The following is a 16302-nucleotide window of genomic DNA, read 5'->3' as shown; positions in this document are numbered from 1 at the left end:
CAACGAAACCTTATGTCCTTTTTTTAAAAATCTTTATCTGTAAATGAATAGGGCAATAATGCCTCAACTGTCATTGTTTTAGTCGCGCCATCTTTACCAACTAGCGTGACTGGCATTTGTGGATCAAAGAATTCAGCCATTACTTGACGACAAGCGCCACATGGAGAAATGGGTGCCTCTGTATTACCTGCTACAACTAAATGTTGGAAGGTCCGTTCATCTTCTGAAATGGCTTTAAAAATCGCCGTTCTTTCTGCACAATTTGTTAAACCAAAGGAGGCATTTTCAATGTTGACTCCTTGATACATTTTCCCGTCTGCAGTCACTAAGCAAGCGCCCACAGGAAAGTTAGAATACGGTACATAGGCGTGTGCCAATGCTTCTACGGCACAATCAAGCCATTCTTGTTTTACTGTCATCTTTTTCGCCACACCTTCGTTTAATTTGAAATACGAATTAATACCCTTCGCCAGTTGCGCCAGAAACAATTGCTACACCCGTACTTGCACCGATGCGTGTTGCCCCCGCTTCAATCATTGCTAACGCTTCTTCTGCATTATGCACGCCACCAGAAGCCTTAACGCCCATGTCAGGACCAACTGTCTCACGCATTAAACGAATGTCTGCTACTTTAGCACCGCCTGTTGAGAAGCCAGTAGATGTTTTAACGAAATCGGCACCTGCTTCTTTGGCTAATTCACAAGCTTTAACTTTTTCTTCGTCTGTTAATAATGCTGTTTCAATAATCACTTTGACTAACGCTTTTCCTTTGGCTGCATCTACTACGCCTTGAATGTCTTGACGTACGTAATCGTATTGTTGTGATTTTAATGCACCAATATTAATCACCATATCCACTTCATTCGCACCATTTTTAATTGCATCAGCTGCTTCGTATGCTTTAACTTCTGGTGTATTCGCCCCCAAAGGAAAGCCAATAACGGTACACACAGCGACGTCGGTATCAGCTAATTGCTCGCTAGCAAAAGCGACCCAACAAGGATTGATACATACAGAGAAGAAGTTGTACTCCTTAGCTTCGTCAATAATTTTTTGGACAGCGGCTTCTGTCGCTTCTGGTTTCAAAATAGTGTGGTCAATCATGCGGTTTAATTCCATGATGAGAATTCCTCTTTTCTTATTGTTTTATTCCGTAATAATATCGTGAATCAAAATAGGCTCTTCGCCGGTTGGTCCAATTTCAATGTTTTTATAAAGCAATTGTTCGACTTCTGTCACGTCTTCACGATTGGCATAAATAGTTAGTAATGATTCGCCTTTTTCAACTGGGCTCCCTACTTTTTTGTGAAGTTTCAAGCCAACTGCAAAATCAATCGTATCTTCTTTCGTAGCCCGACCAGCGCCCAGTAACATTGCGGCAACGCCAATTTCATTGGCAACGATTTTTTGTACCACGCCTGTTTCTTTGGCAGGTAAATCAAATTGATAAGTTGCGGTTAATAATTTTTCTGGCTGGTCAACAACGGAACTGTCGCCGCCTTGATTTTCAATCATTTCTTTAAATTTTGCGAGCGCTCGACCGCTTGTTAATGCTTCTTCTAATAAAGCCCGTGCTTCGTCTAACGTCTCGGCTTTTTTAGCTAAAACAACCATCTGACTTCCTAAGACATAGCACATCTCCACTAAATCTTCTGGCCCATTTCCTTGCAAGGTCTCGATTGCTTCAACGATTTCTAAACTATTTCCGATAGCCTCCCCTAAAGGTTGTGACATGTCTGAAATTACTGCCATCGTTTGGCGATTTGCCAGTTTCCCAATGCGAACCATTGTTTCCGCTAATCGACGAGCACTTGCTAGGTCTTTCATAAAGGCCCCTTCACCAGTAGTCACGTCTAAGACAATCGCATCTGCCCCTGCGGCAATTTTTTTACTCATAATGGAACTTGCAATTAATGGAATTGAGTCAACAGTGGCGGTCACATCACGTAACGCATAAAGTTTTTTGTCTGCTGGTGCTAGATCACCTGACTGACCAATCACTGCCACTTTTGTATCGTTCACCAATTGAATAAAACGTTCTTCTGTCAATTCAACTTTAAAACCAGGAATCGCTTCTAATTTATCCAACGTACCGCCCGTGTAGCCTAAGCCACGACCAGACATTTTTGCTACATTGACCCCGACACTAGCAACTAACGGCGCTAAAATAAGCGTCGTAGTGTCGCCTACGCCACCTGTAGAATGCTTGTCGACTTTGATTCCTTCTATAGAAGAAAGATCCACAATTTCGCCTGAATGGACCATTGCTAACGTCATTTGTGTAATTTCTTCGTCTGTCATATCTTGGTAAAAAACAGCCATTAAAAAGGCACTTACCTGATAATCTGGAATTGAACCATCTGTGTATCCGTTGATAATAAATTGAATTTCTTCGCTTGTTAGTTGATGCCCGTCACGTTTCTTTTCAATAATGTCTACCATTCTCATGAATTCGTTCCCTCCGATTTCCCGATAATGTATTATACAACAAAATCGTTCAGCTTTAAACCATTTAGTAAACCAGTTTACTATTATTTTTTTCTTGTGAAAACGCAAACAACACGAACATTCCATTTCTAAGCTGTTTTTTAAATCGGTTTTGTGCTTTTTCTAGCAATAAACGTCGCATCAAAAACTTTATTTGGAACTTTCCCTGTTGGATCTGCAATAGCTTCCACCAAAAATTTTGCTGCATAATAGCCAATATCAAAACTCGGCTGATAGACGGTTGTTAAACTCGGCACCAAATATTCGGAAATTTCCAAGCCATCAAAACCAACCACCGAAATATCGTCAGGAATTTTCTTGCCCGCTTCTTCAATGGCTTGATAAGCTCCCATCGCCATTTCATCATTGCCACAAAAAATTGCTGTGATTTCTTCATTTTTCAAAACTTCTTTTGCCGCAGCATAGCCGCCATGCAAGTTCAATTCCCCAGCACAAACATAATGCGGACGAAAAGGTAAATTGTTGTCCTGTAACGCATGCTGATACGCCGTCACTCGTTCCGTTAAACGATAATAGCCGGCACTTTCACGCAACATGCCAATATGCTGATGCCCTTGTTGAATCAAATGATGGACCGCTTGATAAGCACCTTCGTACTCTTTAACGATTAATCGTCCACTATCTCGTGGATTAATCCCACGATCGACAAGAATGACAGGAATCGGATGTTCTCGTCGGTCTTTTAAAATATGATTTTCTGGCAAAACATTCGGCGTGGCAAAAATAATGCCATCTACCGACCGATGAATCAGCTCGCTAACATATTGCATCGCTTGTTCGGAATCATGCTTTGAATTGCATAACAAAATCATGTAGCCTAACGAATTTAAATATGTTTCCACACCTTCAATCACTTTTGAGAAAAAGAAATCCGTCACATCTGGCACAATCATACCAATGGTTTTGGAATGACGGTTGATTACATTCGAAGCAAAGTAATCTGGTTTGTAATGATTTTCAGCGACTACCGCCAACACCTTGTTGCGGGTTTTTTCACTGAAACGACTCCCTTTATTATTCAGAATTTGTGAGACGGTTGTGACAGAAACACCAGCCATATCAGCAATTTCTTTAATCGTTAGTTTCATCGCGCCCCTCCCAACGTCTCCTTTTGCATTGACAGACATTTGTAGACGTGTTACAGTCTTCAAAATACTTATCGAATCTTTTACATTTTAACAAAAAAAAGACAAAAGAAATAGACTAAAAAGATTAAAAAACAAAAGAAAATGGAGGCTATTTTTTTCATGGAAGAATCCCGTGTCCGTCAATTACCAAAAATCGAGCTGCACTGTCACTTAGATGGGTCGATTCGACCAACCACTTTACGCACCATTACTGAAAAACAAAACATTCCATTACCCCAAGACGAACAAGCCTTGAAAGAGTTAGTGGTTGCCCCTGAAAAATGCACCGATTTGAATGATTATTTAACTCGGTTTGACTTCGTGCTAACCTGTCTACAAACAGCTGAAGCTTTGCAAGCAGCGGCGTATGACGTGATTAGCCAAGCTGCCGAAGATGGCGTGGCTTACATAGAGGTGCGTTTTGCGCCTTCCCAACATACAGAAAAAGGCTTACGGTTACCTGAAATCGTGACTGCTGTTTTAACTGGCTTAAAACAAGGCGAAGAAGATTTTGGTGTAAAAAGCAATGCACTGTTATGCGGCATGCGGCATGATCAACAACAAGCCATAGAAAAAATCGTTCACTTAGCGCATGATTTCAGAGAGACAGGCGTTGTCGGCTTTGATTTAGCTGGCAATGAAGTCGATTTTCCTCCATACACATTTGAAGACGTATTAGCTTTAGCCAACCAATTGTCAATTCCATTAACACTCCACGCTGGGGAATGCGGCTGTGGCAAAAATGTCGCTGATGCTGTCACTTTAGGTGCTACTCGGATTGGTCACGGTATTGCTTTGAAAGATACACCCGAATATTTGGCGCTCTTAAAAGAAAAAAAGGTTCTTTTAGAAATGTGTCCAACTAGCAACTTCCAAACAGGCACCGTCAAAACATTGGCTGAATACCCTTTTCAACAATTTATAGAGGCTGGCTTAGCCGTCTGCATCAATACCGATAATCGCACTGTTTCAGATACTACGTTAACGAAAGAATTCATGAAATTGGCCACTTGGTATCAATTAAGTTATGATGAAATGAAGCAACTCACTAAAAATGCGCTTGCAGGTGCTTTTTTATCACCAGACGAAAAAAAACTGTTGAACCAAAAAATTGATCAAGCGTATCTATTCTAAAAAAGAACCGCCACTAAAGTGGCGGTTCTTTTTTACTCTGCTTTTTTAACACTTCGTAAAATATAATAGCCTTTGTCTTTTGTCACAATTTCAACATTGCCAAATACTTCAGCCATTTTCTTTTCTGCACTAGGTGCACCTTGTTTCTTTTGAATAACCACCGTTAGTGTGCCACCAACTTTCAACAACGGAAAAGCCCCTGTTAAAATGCCATGGACAACTTTTTTACCTGCACGAATGGGCGGATTGCTAACAATCGCCGCGTAGGTCGTTTCGTTTAAGGTTTCATACACATTGGAAGAATGGATATCCACAGTAGTAATTTGGTTGCGTTGGGCGTTCATTTGAGCTAGCCCAACTGCCCGTTGGTTGACATCCACCATTTCCACCAGTCGACCAGTCTCCGCTGCTAAGGACAACCCAATTGGTCCATAGCCACAACCAACATCTAACAAACGGCCTGCTGGTAAATTTTCCCATTCAAAGGCATCAATCAACACACGAGAACCATAATCCACTGTTCCTCTTGAGAAGACCCCACTATCGGTCGTAAACTGAAAGGTCCGACCACGTAATGGAAAAGACCAGCTTTCTAAATCATGTGCTAATTCTGGATTTTCTGTATAATAATGATTCGCCATTTTGTTCTTCCTATCTATGCTTGTTTTGGTTTTAGTCTACCTTTTATTTCTCGAACAATCAAGGCACCTAATAATTCATAGCCCACTTGTGAAAAATGCAAACCATCCGCTTGTAAAAATTCATCCGTTCCGGGATAAACAGTCATTGCTTTATACAAATCAATAACTGGCAGGTTATGTGCCGCTCCGACTTCTTGTGCAACCTTGACCAATTCCTTGATACGCGTTTGTGGCCGTTCTGGACGTCTGCCACTATCCGCATATGGTGGCGTAATTAAAATCACCTTTTCTGAACCAATTTCGTGAATCATTGTTTCAAGGTTTTCTCTAAACGTGGCTACTGTTATATTTCGATCCAGTGACGCATCATTGGCGCCAAAGAAAATCACCACTTCATCAGGTTTCTCAATTAGTACTTCTTTATTTAATCGTTTTAAACCATCCTCTGTTGTATCGCCAGGCATTCCAGCATTAATAACAGCCACTTCTTCTAGACCCATCGCAGCAATATCCCGTTTTACTAAGTCAACAAGAACAGGTGAGACAGCTTCGTCTAAATAACCAGCAGTAATGCTATCACCAAATAATACAATTTTTCTCATGGCTTTTCCCCTCTTTTCTAACAGTTTTCTCTTTTCATGATACCATTTTCATCATAAATTGGCGAAGAAGGGAATTCTTTTGTAAAATCCTGTGTTTCCCTTGTGAAATTATGGTAAAATGTACAAAGATTGAACAGGGTTTGGTGGAGGAACAATGGACGATAAAATGAATTACTACCCAATTTCCAGAGAAGAATGGCATGGGTTTTATCATGACGGCAAAGCACCGTTAACCGAAGCAGAATTGGATAACATTAAAAGTGTGAACGACCAAATTTCACTAAAAGATGTACAAGAAATTTATGTACCCTTAACGCATCTTATTCATTTATACATGAAAGAATTTGAATCGCTAACACTTAGCAAAGGATTATTCCTACATGAATATGTCTCTGTACCACCATTCATCATTGGAATTGCCGGCAGTGTCGCCGTTGGTAAAAGCACCACCGCTCGTCTTTTGCAAAGAATTCTGGCCCGAACGTTTAAACGAAGAAACGTTCAACTCATTACAACGGATGGGTTTTTGTATCCCAATAAAGTGTTAGAAGAACAGGGAATTATGGACCGAAAAGGTTTTCCTGAAAGTTATGACATGGAGAAGCTAATTAATTTCTTAAACGAAGTCAAAAGCGGCAAAGACGAAATTAAAGCACCCGTCTATTCTCACAGTGTCTACGATGTTATCGAAGGCGAATATGAGTTGATTCAACAACCAGATATTTTGATTGTTGAAGGCATTAACACATTACAGTTACCCGCCAATCAACAAATTTATGTGAGTGATTTTTTTGATTTTTCTATTTTTGTGGATGCCGATCCAGCCTTAATTGAAAAATGGTACCTAGAACGTTTTGGGGCCTTATTAGATACGGCTTTCTTAGATCCTAATAATTATTATTACCAATATGCAATTGGCAAACGAGAAGATGCTTTCGCCATGGCACGGAATGTTTGGAAAACCGTGAACTTACCGAACTTGGAGGAATATATCTTACCAACGCGCGGACGTGCGGACATTATTTTGCATAAAACGGAAAATCATTTGATTGACCAAATCTATCTACGTAAATATTAAGGGTTGACGAGCTAAGAAATATCCTGTATCTTTTGTAGAAATATCCTTGAAAATTTTCAGCAGAATGCATGACTTTCAAGGAGTAAAATGTTTTAATAAGTATAGCTAGACAAAGAAGAGTACGGAACAAAAGTGAACCACTTTTTAATCGCCTGATTCTCGGCTGTTTAAAAGTAGCCCCTGCGGAATTAAGCCCAAATTTTCTAAAAATCGTAAAACAATTTTTGAAAATCCTTTCTTAATTCTTGGTGCTGACCACTTTTTAACCGCCTTTTCTTTAGATAAATTTAAATGGATAAGGGGTAATAGACGTGACTAACGTTGCCGATTTGACATCTGTCGAAAAAATTATTGTTTTAGACTTTGGTAGTCAGTTTAACCAATTGATTACTCGTCGTATTCGTGAATTTGGCGTATTCTCTGAGTTATTAAGCCACCGAACTACGGCAGAAGAAATTCGCAAAATCGCGCCTAAAGGAATCATCTTCTCAGGTGGACCAAACAGCGTGTATGACAAAGATGCTTTTAGCATTGATCCAGAAATTTATGAGTTAGGAATTCCCATTCTTGGCATCTGCTACGGTATGCAATTAATGACTCATAACTTAGGCGGAAAAGTAGAACCTGCCGCAAACCGTGAATACGGAAAAGCAGAATTAGAAATCCTTGGTGAGGCGACATTATTCCAAGGAACACCTGCGAAACAAACCGTTTGGATGAGCCACGGTGATTTAGTAACAGAAATCGCTCCTGGATTCGAAAAAGTTGGGACAAGCAACGATTGTCCAATCGCTTCTATCGAAGATGCCAACCGCAAATTCTACGGCGTACAATTTCACCCAGAAGTTCGTCATTCAGAATATGGTAACGACTTATTACGTCACTTTGCTTTTGATGTTTGTGGCTGTACTGGTGACTGGAGCATGGAAAACTTCATCGATATGGAAGTCGCTAAAATCCGTGAACAAGTAGGCGATAAAAAAGTCTTACTTGGTTTATCAGGTGGCGTTGACTCAAGTGTTGTCGGCGTACTTTTACAAAAAGCCATTGGCGACCAATTAACTTGTATCTTCGTTGACCATGGATTATTACGTAAAGGTGAAGCAGAGCAAGTAATGGAAAGTTTAGGCGGTAAATTTGGCTTAAACATTATTAAAGTAGATGCGAAAGAACGCTTCTTAAGCAAATTAGCAAGCGTTTCTGACCCTGAACAAAAACGTAAAATCATCGGTAACGAATTTGTGTATGTTTTTGATGACGAAGCAACTAAACTTGCTGGGGAAGAAGGCGTTTCATTCCTAGCACAAGGAACTCTTTACACAGACGTCATCGAATCTGGTACAGAAACTGCGCAAACAATTAAATCACATCACAACGTTGGTGGTCTTCCTGAAGACATGCAATTTGAATTAATTGAACCTTTAAATACATTATTCAAAGACGAAGTTCGTGCCTTAGGAACTGAACTTGGCATGCCTGATGCAATCGTTTGGCGCCAACCATTCCCAGGACCAGGATTAGGTATTCGTGTGCTTGGTGAAATTACAGAAGATAAATTACAAATCGTTCGTGATTCAGATGCTATCCTACGTGAAGAAATCGCAGCAGCTGGCTTAGATCGTGACATTTGGCAGTACTTTACTGTCTTACCTGGCATCCGCTCAGTAGGCGTTATGGGCGATGGCCGTACCTACGATTACACAGTCGGTATCCGTGCTGTGACTTCTATCGACGGCATGACCGCTGACTTTGCCCGTATCCCTTGGGATGTTTTACAAAAAATCTCTGTGCGCATCGTGAACGAAGTTGCACATGTAAACCGTATCGTGTACGATATTACTTCAAAACCACCTGCAACTGTGGAGTGGGAATAACAATCAACCCGCTAGAAAACCTATTTTATAGGTGTTTCTAGCGGGTTTTCTTTTGTGTTATCACACTTCCCTCCCACCATTCTCCATTTTTCCTTTGCTCCACCGCCCTCAAAGTCCTATAATTTAATCATAAGAATAGTGGCTATTAATAAAATTCATCAATTAAAAGGAAGCGATTTCAACATGTCAAAAGCAACTTTTCTTAAGTATGGTTTTGTTGTCCTCTTCATAGGAATTTTTTTACTTCGTGCCCAAAAATTTATTTCTGAGCCCCTTTCGTACCTTTTTTCGGGTATTCTTTTGCTTATTGTTGCGTATTTAATACTCGTGAAAAAAATGAACTTTTTCTCAAGTTTACTCACTGTTACCGATCAACCTTCTTCTGCCCAACAACGATTGGGTCAAATCTCTGGGCTTGTCAGTTTATTGATTGGTTTACTTCTAGTAATTTTTTCAGTCATTTTATAGACACTTTTTCACTATTGTTCTTATAAAAACAAGACGTTCTTGTTTGGCCTTTGACGTTGTCGTATACTATAAATAATAAATAAGCTATGAAGGAGTAAATTAATGAAAAAAAGTGTTATAACTAGTTCTATGTTAGCGGTTTTATTGTCGGGATTTCTCGTTACCCCTATTTCTGCTTACGCTTTGGAACGCTCTAAGGGAACTACTGAAGAAACGGTGGCTTCAGAAACATCTCTAACGGAGCAACAAATGAGTAGCGGTGTCACTGAAGAAATGAATCCAAGCATCATAAATTCTCAAGAGGAAACAGAAACAACTTCCACTTCCTCAACCTCCGATTCCACCACTGAAGTTTCTACATCAGAAGTAACAACTGTTAATGATACAGAAAATAGTAACGACGATACTGAAACTACTTTGGAAACATCACAAAGTAATGAGGACATACCTGTAGCACCGGCAAAAGCAGAAGAAAAAGTTCCTGATATTAATTATCAGACGCATATCCAAGACATCGGATGGCAAGGGGTTGTCAAAAACGGGGAAATTTCTGGGACTAGCAGACACTCTTTACGTCTTGAAGGAATTAAAATGAATATTTCAAATTCAGATTTGGCTGGATCTGTAGAATATAGAACACATGTCCAAGAAATTGGGTGGCAAGGATATGTGAAAGATAATCAATTGTCTGGTACAAGCGGAAAGTCTTTGCGGCTCGAAGCGATTCAAATTCGCTTAACTGGAGAAATAGCTAACGCATATGATGTTTATTATCGTGTGCATATAGAAGATAAAGGTTGGTTGAATTGGGCAAAAAACAGTGAGTCCGCAGGTAGTCAAAGCGCCGCTAAAAGATTAGAAGCCATTCAAATTAAATTAGTGAAGAAGGGCGAAGCGGCACCTGAAGGAAATGGAAAAGCCTTTTTAATTGGAAATGAAGCAAAACGTCCAGATGAAATCAAACCAAATGTCAATTATCAAACACACGTGCAAGAAATCGGATGGCAAGGGTTTGTTAGAAATGGTGAAAGCGCTGGTACTAGTGGAAAAAAACTACGATTAGAAGCGATTAAAATCAATCTTAGTGATGCTGCTTTAGCCGGAAATATAGAATATTCGACACATGTTCAAAGTATTGGTTGGCAAGAAAAGAAAAAAAATGGTGAGTTATCTGGTACTAGTGGGAAAAAATTACGTTTGGAAGCGATTAAAATAAACCTATCTGGAGATGTTTCCAGATATTATGATGTCTATTACCGTGTTCATATCCAAGATAAAGGTTGGTTGAATTGGGCAGCTAATGGTGCACCATCTGGGAGTCAATCTGCATCTAAACGATTGGAAGCTATTCAAATCAAAATAGTTAGAAAGGGTGAAGCGGCTCCTAAAGGATCTGGAAAAGCTTTTTTAGTTGGCGATGAAGCTCGCACACCAGCAGAGATAGCAAACAGATTACGTGCAGAAAGATTAAAGAAAAAACCTTATTATTATTCTCAACGTGACCCACAATGGATTAATACTTATATCGGAAACTATACCATTGGCGCAGCAGGATGTGTTCCAACAAGTTTATCTATGATTTTAAGAGGCTCTTACGGTTATAATGTAAATCCTGTCAGTGTTGCAACAAGAATGGCTTCTTATGGCGGGTTAAATCAAAGATACTTTGGCGCTTCTGCAACTGATTTAGTGATAACAGCTCAATCATATGGCCGTTCGATCAAAGTTATTAATGATGTACCTACATTAAACGCCTATCTTTCTGAAGGATATCCCGTTATTTTATATCAAAATGTTGGGATTGGACATGCTATTGTCGTTCATGAGTACAAAAATGGTTACACTTTAACCTATGATCCGTATGGTCGCCAGTTTTACTCAGGTTGGGTGTCAACACAAGCACTTTGGAATACCCCGTCAAATGATCCAATTGATTGGACAGAAGGCCGACCATGTTTCGTTATTTTATAGGAGGATATAATGAAAAAAAAACTTATTGTACTATTGTTAGCCTTATTTTTAACGGCATGTAGTAATAATACTGTGGAAAAAAATAGAGATTCTTCATCTACTGAAGTATCAACTAAACAGCAAACTACCCAGTCTTCTAAAAAAGATAGTAGTAATCCGGACACAACACCAACTTCTACATCATCTATAACAATTGAAACAACCGAGAATTTAAAGAATAGAGAATTGAATCCAACAGATGATGTTTCAAAAACTAGACGACAATTGTATGAACAAGGAATTAACAGTTCAACAATTACGGATAAAGAACTAAAGGAATATATATCAGAGGCTAAAGAACAAAAGAAAGATGTCATTGATTATATTAAACAAAAAATAAATCAATAGAGTTATCTCATATTGATTCCCCCTTGACTCTCCCTTCACTCTTGGCTATGATTACCTTAGCAAGTACAATGGTGTACTATGAACAGTCGAGCAACGGCGCTCAAAAAGATTGGCTTTCGTGCATTCTTTTTGAGGGCTTTTTATTTTTAGAAAGTAGGGAAATTGAATGGAAAAAATGTACCGCAGTCCGTATGAAGCGTACCCGTATCTATCTTCTAAACCAGAAGATTTACGATGTGATTTTGAATTAATGACTGATGAATTGGCCTCGATGACAGGTCTTCTACGAGGATATGTGCAACAATTAGACGTCCCTGAACAGCCTGCACTAACAGAAGAACTAGCCAAAATTTGCGAGTTAATCTACCATGTCAATCCAACGACCCGAACAAAATTAACAGTCACAGAGGAAGAAATAGCCTGGCTTTTGGAACGTGTCAATGCTATGAATGAACTGACATACGAAGAAAATCGTCCTTTTGTTTTACCGATGGGCACAATCTGTTCCTCTTATGCACACATTTTAAGAGCCAAAGCCAAAGATATTGTTCGTTTACTTTATCGCATGGACTATGGTGGTAAAAAAATTGATCCGCAGCTGTATGATGTAGTCAACTTACTCTCAGGTTACTTTTTCATGTTAGCTTTGTATCTAAATCAGCTCGAAAATGGTGAAGAAGTCCCCTTTGTTTCTCGCAACTATTCTATTTAAAAAGTACACCGACCGCTAACGACGAATTGCTAGCGGTCGGTGTACTTTTTATACAGGTAAGTACGCTTCCCCTTTTGCAAATAGTTTAGCAGTACCACCAATAATGACTCGATCTTCTTTCACTTCACAAGTTAAAAAGCCGCCTCTTGAGGACACTTGATAGGCCGAAAGGGTCGTTTGATTGAGCCGTTTTCCCCAATAAGGAATTAAATTGGCGTGCGCAGAACCACAAACTGGATCTTCGTTAATTCTTAGTTTCGGGAAAAAAGTTCGTGAAACAAAATCCACCGAGTCTCCTGATGCCGTTACAATGACTCCTACTCCTAAATCCAATGCTTTTAATGCAGAAAAATCTGGTGTGATTTTTGCCACTGTCTCTTCGTCTTTTAAGACAAAAAATAAATCGCGGCCTAAATACGCTTCATAAATTTTCACGCCTAAAGCGGCTTCATACTCTGGCAAAATTGGAATCCTTTCCGGTAGGATATAAGGAAAATCTAGATAATAGTATTCCTCTTTTTTGGTCACTGCGAGCGGTCCACTTTGACTAGTAAAATGAAGCGTTTCTTCCGCAACGGAATAATAGTTAAATAACACAAAAGCCGTCGCTAATGTAGCATGTCCACAGAGATCGATTTCTCGTTCCGGCGTAAACCAGCGCAGGGCGTAACTTTGTCCCTCCTTGACCGTAAAAGCAGTCTCTGACAAATTATTTTCAATCGCAATGTTTTGCATCACCGCTTCTGGCAACCACTTTTCCAAAACATAAACAGCTGCGGGATTGCCTTTAAAAACTTCCTCCGCAAAAGCATCGACAATATAATAGGGATAACTCATTTTAATTCTCTCCTTGTATTTTTTGATAAATGTATTCCGCGCAACACAAATCCTCAACTGCTAAGCCAACCGCATCAAAAATCGTGCGACCTTTCTGCTCCGCCTTTAGTTTAACTTTGCCAGTCACTAATTCGCCGAGAGAACCTACAATTTTTTCAGCTGAAAAGGCACCTTCTGAAATCGGAATTAAAAGATCCCCGCTTTCTTTTAATGCAGCCGCATACTCATCTACAAACACTTGACTGTTTTTAACAAGGTCGCTTGTTAATTCTCTGGAAGTCGGCGTGAATGTACCAATTGCATTAATATGGGCATTCGGCAAAACGTCTTTTTCTTCTAAAAATGCGTCCTGACTGGAAGTTAGTGTACAGATAATTTCCGCTTCCTGGACGGCTTCTTGGACAGAAGAACAACCAATAAAGGTACATGCGGGGTAATTGTGCTGTTGCTTAGCGATTAATTTTCGTGCGCGTTCTGCTGTTCGGTCATATATAAAAACCTTTTCAATCGCCCGAACGCTTTGTAGCGCTGCGAGATGAGACGAAGCTTGTTGACCTGCACCAATCAAAGCGATACTTTTTGCCTCTGGAGCTGCTAAATAATCGGTTGCCAAAGCAGAAACAGCTGCTGTGCGAAGCCACGTAATCGCATTGGCGTCCATCATCGCAACTGGTCTTCCAGTAGAACTATCAAACAATAAAATTTGACCAAGATGTGAGGCCAAATTTTTTTGTGGATTTTCTGGAAAAGCTGTAATGATTTTTGCCCCAAAAAAGCGATTTTTTCCTAAGTAAGCAGGCATTAATGCAAAAAGATTCTGATTTTCCCCATCTGGTAAAACCTCTACATGGCGCTCACTTTGCGAAATTTTTCCTTTTTGCAACTCTGCAAAGCAACGTTTCATCACTTGAATTGCTTCGGAAAACGACAATTGTTGAATGACCCTCTCATAAGAAATAATGTCCATCTGAATTCCTCCCTTTGCGCTATCATAAACCAGACAAACAATACACTCAATGTTATAATTGTATGGAATACAATTTTATAGAAAGGAAGTTCCCCTCATGCCGATTAATTCCTATGAGAACTATGCGTTGTCATGGCGCCCTGTTAAAGAACGTTTAACAAGACCTTATTACCAATCATTGGTTAAACAATTAGAAGCGGATATCTTATCTGGTGCGCTTCAAAAAAATGTGAAATTGCCTTCGCAAAGAGAATTAGCTGATTACTTGGATCTGAATTTCACGACGATTGGTCAAGCCTATAAACACGCTATGGAAAAAGGCTTACTTTATACAAACATCGGTAGCGGCACTTTCGTTTCTCCCAACGCGTTTCACTCAATTACAATCTCTACCAACCAAGTAGCGGACCATCTAATTGATTTAGGGCTGGTTAGTTCCTTTGATATGTGTAATCAGCGGATTTTACCTTTTATTGAATCCGTTAGTAAAAATGCGGCCCTTAACAGTTTGCTAAATTATCGCGATCCTTTAGGTACGCACTTTCAACGAGCAACCGCTGCCGAATGGCTTCAGACACAAGGCGTTCGGACCAATGCCGAAGAAGTTGCCATTGTATCTGGTGTCCAGAATGGGCTGGCCGTGACGTTAGCCGCCGCTTTTTCTCCAGGTCAGCGGATTGCCGTAGATCGATACACGTATTCAAATTTTATTGAACTCGCCCAGCTTTATCATTTAGAAATCGTCCCGATTGGCTATGATTCCGAGGGGATGGACCCAGAGCATTTACTGCAAGAATGCAAAAAGAAAAAAATACACGGTATTTTCTTAATGCCCGCATGTAATAACCCGATTGGTTTCCAAATGTCTAGCGCCCGCCGAATGACTTTAGCTGAAATTATTCAGCAAGAACACTTATGGGTAATTGAAGATGACATTCATTCTTTTTTAACAACTTATGCACAGCAAGCAGTTTTACCAACGTTTCAAGAACTCTTACCTCAACAAACGATTTACTTAGCGGGGATGACAAAATTTGTCTGTACAGGCTTACGCATTGCGTACCTTGTTTTCCCTCCGCTTCTTCGCCAAGAAATAGAGCGTGCGATTTTTAACATTAACGTTAAAACTTCTGGCTTTGATGCTGAAATTGTCACCCAAGTCTTACGCTCACCAGTTGCAGAAGAATTAGTGATAGAAAAATTGGCTTTAACAAAACAAGCCAATGACTTATTTGATACCATTTTTGGGTTAGCTAGACCTAGCAATCCTTTGCCGTACTACCGAACTATTCCCCTTTCTACCGAAAAAACGGCGCCGCAAATTGAACAAGAATTTCTCCAAAATGGGGTACGTCTTTTTCACTCGAGCCGCTTTACTGTGCAAAATCAGCCAGATGCTTTTTTACGAATTTCCTTGGCCTCCAATCAGCTTGAGGTATTGGCGAAAGGATTAACCATTATTCAAGAACTCTTACCGACATTAAACGAAAAGAAAGGACATTCCCTATGAATTCATTGCCAATACTTGAAAAAGCAGTGGGCGCGATCACCCTGCTTTCCGAAGAAAAACAAAATGCCGAATATGAAGGCTTTTTATGTCAAGTTAATGAATCGCAACAACTTATCCGCAGTCGTTTAGCCAAAAAAACGCCGAAAAAAGAAGGCTATTTTGCAGCCTTCTGGGAAAAAAATCAACAAAATCAGAACGAAGCCTTTGATGCAACGGAAGCCCCTGAAATGTTAGCAATTGTCATTGCTGATTAAGAAAAGCAAGGTCTCTTTCTTCTGCCGAAAGAATGTTTAATCCAACAAAAAATTCTCAAAACGAATCAACAAAAAGGCAAAATGGCGGCCCGTTTTTATCCTTCTTGGTGCCAAAACCTTAATCAAACCGCCAAAAAAACACAAAAATGGCAACTAGCTTACTTTACTGATTTATCTAAATACTAAAAACGTCAGCTGGCTTCAGAAGCCAGCTGACGTTTGTTTCTTCTAC

Annotated in this window: 16 protein-coding genes and 1 pseudogene; 9 read left to right on the top strand and 8 right to left on the bottom strand. The window is 39.8% G+C overall.

All coding sequences use genetic code 11. From position 1 onward, the window contains the following. Positions 1-23 precede the first annotated feature (23 nt). From IGK96_RS00630 to IGK96_RS00615, 4 genes are all read right to left on the bottom strand, one after another. Positions 24-488 carry a cytidine deaminase gene (locus IGK96_RS00630; protein WP_002387503.1) on the bottom strand — a complete coding sequence of 155 codons (465 nt, stop codon included), beginning with the start codon at positions 486-488 and terminating at the stop codon, positions 24-26. Continuing rightward, positions 457-1119: a deoxyribose-phosphate aldolase gene (gene deoC, locus IGK96_RS00625; protein ID WP_002356166.1), complete on the bottom strand. Its 663-nt coding sequence runs from the start codon at positions 1117-1119 to the stop codon at positions 457-459. The genes IGK96_RS00630 and deoC overlap by 32 nt, the downstream gene beginning before the upstream one ends. 27 nt (positions 1120-1146) lie before the next feature. After that, entirely contained in the window at positions 1147-2448 is a 1302-nt protein-coding gene (locus tag IGK96_RS00620; RefSeq protein ID WP_002356165.1) for a pyrimidine-nucleoside phosphorylase, read from the bottom strand. Positions 2449-2588: 140 nt separating this feature from the next. Continuing rightward, positions 2589-3596, bottom strand: coding sequence for a substrate-binding domain-containing protein (locus IGK96_RS00615; protein WP_002356164.1), 1008 nt, complete (start codon positions 3594-3596; stop codon positions 2589-2591). A 141-nt stretch (positions 3597-3737) separates the two neighbouring features. Between IGK96_RS00615 and add the strand changes: the two genes are divergently transcribed. Further along, positions 3738-4769, top strand: a complete 1032-nt coding sequence (gene add, locus IGK96_RS00610; protein WP_438755743.1) for an adenosine deaminase — start codon at positions 3738-3740, stop codon at positions 4767-4769. A gap of 32 nt (positions 4770-4801) precedes the next feature. Here the strand turns inward: add and IGK96_RS00605 are convergent, their stop codons facing one another. Continuing rightward, on the bottom strand, positions 4802-5410 hold the full coding sequence (locus IGK96_RS00605; protein ID WP_071646521.1) for a class I SAM-dependent methyltransferase: 609 nt from the start codon (positions 5408-5410) through the stop codon (positions 4802-4804). A gap of 14 nt (positions 5411-5424) precedes the next feature. Then, entirely contained in the window at positions 5425-6012 is a 588-nt protein-coding gene (locus IGK96_RS00600; RefSeq protein ID WP_002356161.1) for an SGNH/GDSL hydrolase family protein, read from the bottom strand. A 154-nt stretch (positions 6013-6166) separates the two neighbouring features. On the opposite strand from IGK96_RS00600, the gene coaA reads away from it, so the two are divergent. From coaA to IGK96_RS00570, 6 genes are all read left to right on the top strand, one after another. Further along, positions 6167-7090, top strand: a complete 924-nt coding sequence (gene coaA / locus IGK96_RS00595) for a type I pantothenate kinase (protein ID WP_002356160.1) — start codon at positions 6167-6169, stop codon at positions 7088-7090. Between the two features lie 311 nt (positions 7091-7401). Then, on the top strand, positions 7402-8964 hold the full coding sequence (gene guaA / locus IGK96_RS00590) for a glutamine-hydrolyzing GMP synthase (RefSeq protein WP_438755742.1): 1563 nt from the start codon (positions 7402-7404) through the stop codon (positions 8962-8964). A 138-nt stretch (positions 8965-9102) separates the two neighbouring features. Next, positions 9103-9432, top strand: coding sequence for a hypothetical protein (locus tag IGK96_RS00585; protein WP_025188903.1), 330 nt, complete (start codon positions 9103-9105; stop codon positions 9430-9432). Positions 9433-9534: 102 nt separating this feature from the next. Beyond that, positions 9535-11403: a C39 family peptidase gene (locus IGK96_RS00580; RefSeq protein WP_085443134.1), complete on the top strand. Its 1869-nt coding sequence runs from the start codon at positions 9535-9537 to the stop codon at positions 11401-11403. Between the two features lie 9 nt (positions 11404-11412). After that, positions 11413-11790, top strand: coding sequence for a hypothetical protein (locus IGK96_RS00575; protein WP_002367622.1), 378 nt, complete (start codon positions 11413-11415; stop codon positions 11788-11790). 166 nt (positions 11791-11956) lie between these two features. Next, positions 11957-12502, top strand: a complete 546-nt coding sequence (locus IGK96_RS00570; RefSeq protein ID WP_002385445.1) for an ATP:cob(I)alamin adenosyltransferase — start codon at positions 11957-11959, stop codon at positions 12500-12502. A 48-nt stretch (positions 12503-12550) separates the two neighbouring features. On the opposite strand, the gene IGK96_RS00565 is transcribed toward IGK96_RS00570, so the two are convergent. Both IGK96_RS00565 and IGK96_RS00560 read right to left on the bottom strand, forming a co-directional pair. Further along, on the bottom strand, positions 12551-13339 hold the full coding sequence (locus IGK96_RS00565) for a PhzF family phenazine biosynthesis protein (protein WP_071646519.1): 789 nt from the start codon (positions 13337-13339) through the stop codon (positions 12551-12553). Position 13340: 1 nt separating this feature from the next. Then, the gene (locus IGK96_RS00560) at positions 13341-14306 is read right to left on the bottom strand and encodes an ornithine cyclodeaminase family protein (RefSeq protein ID WP_010707965.1); all 966 of its coding nucleotides are present in this window, start codon (positions 14304-14306) and stop codon (positions 13341-13343) included. 97 nt (positions 14307-14403) lie between these two features. Between IGK96_RS00560 and IGK96_RS00555 the strand changes: the two genes are divergently transcribed. Both IGK96_RS00555 and IGK96_RS00550 read left to right on the top strand, forming a co-directional pair. After that, positions 14404-15816: a PLP-dependent aminotransferase family protein gene (locus IGK96_RS00555; RefSeq protein ID WP_010707964.1), complete on the top strand. Its 1413-nt coding sequence runs from the start codon at positions 14404-14406 to the stop codon at positions 15814-15816. Next, positions 15813-16256: pseudogene (locus tag IGK96_RS00550) on the top strand (MepB family protein). The gene IGK96_RS00555 and the pseudogene IGK96_RS00550 overlap by 4 nt, the downstream one beginning before the upstream one ends. The last annotated feature ends 46 nt before the right edge of the window (positions 16257-16302 follow it).

This window comes from Enterococcus sp. DIV0682, from assembly GCF_051712685.1.
GTDB classification, from domain to species: Bacteria; Bacillota; Bacilli; order Lactobacillales; family Enterococcaceae; genus Enterococcus; species Enterococcus faecalis.
The sequence above is the reverse complement of the archived record's forward strand: the minus strand, read 5'-3'. Positions and strand labels throughout refer to the sequence as shown.

Coding starts and splice junctions, on each gene's coding strand:
- IGK96_RS00555 (WP_010707964.1), top strand. CDS start 14,404: ATGCCGATTAATTCCTATGAGAACTATGCGTTGTCATGGCGCCCTGTT.
- IGK96_RS00580 (WP_085443134.1), top strand. CDS start 9,535: ATGAAAAAAAGTGTTATAACTAGTTCTATGTTAGCGGTTTTATTGTCG.
- IGK96_RS00565 (WP_071646519.1), bottom strand. CDS start 13,339: ATGAGTTATCCCTATTATATTGTCGATGCTTTTGCGGAGGAAGTTTTT.
- IGK96_RS00560 (WP_010707965.1), bottom strand. CDS start 14,306: ATGGACATTATTTCTTATGAGAGGGTCATTCAACAATTGTCGTTTTCC.
- IGK96_RS00570 (WP_002385445.1), top strand. CDS start 11,957: ATGGAAAAAATGTACCGCAGTCCGTATGAAGCGTACCCGTATCTATCT.
- IGK96_RS00605 (WP_071646521.1), bottom strand. CDS start 5,410: ATGGCGAATCATTATTATACAGAAAATCCAGAATTAGCACATGATTTA.
- IGK96_RS00620 (WP_002356165.1), bottom strand. CDS start 2,448: ATGAGAATGGTAGACATTATTGAAAAGAAACGTGACGGGCATCAACTA.
- add (WP_438755743.1), top strand. CDS start 3,738: ATGGAGGCTATTTTTTTCATGGAAGAATCCCGTGTCCGTCAATTACCA.
- deoC (WP_002356166.1), bottom strand. CDS start 1,119: ATGGAATTAAACCGCATGATTGACCACACTATTTTGAAACCAGAAGCG.
- IGK96_RS00615 (WP_002356164.1), bottom strand. CDS start 3,596: ATGAAACTAACGATTAAAGAAATTGCTGATATGGCTGGTGTTTCTGTC.
- IGK96_RS00600 (WP_002356161.1), bottom strand. CDS start 6,012: ATGAGAAAAATTGTATTATTTGGTGATAGCATTACTGCTGGTTATTTA.
- IGK96_RS00575 (WP_002367622.1), top strand. CDS start 11,413: ATGAAAAAAAAACTTATTGTACTATTGTTAGCCTTATTTTTAACGGCA.
- coaA (WP_002356160.1), top strand. CDS start 6,167: ATGGACGATAAAATGAATTACTACCCAATTTCCAGAGAAGAATGGCAT.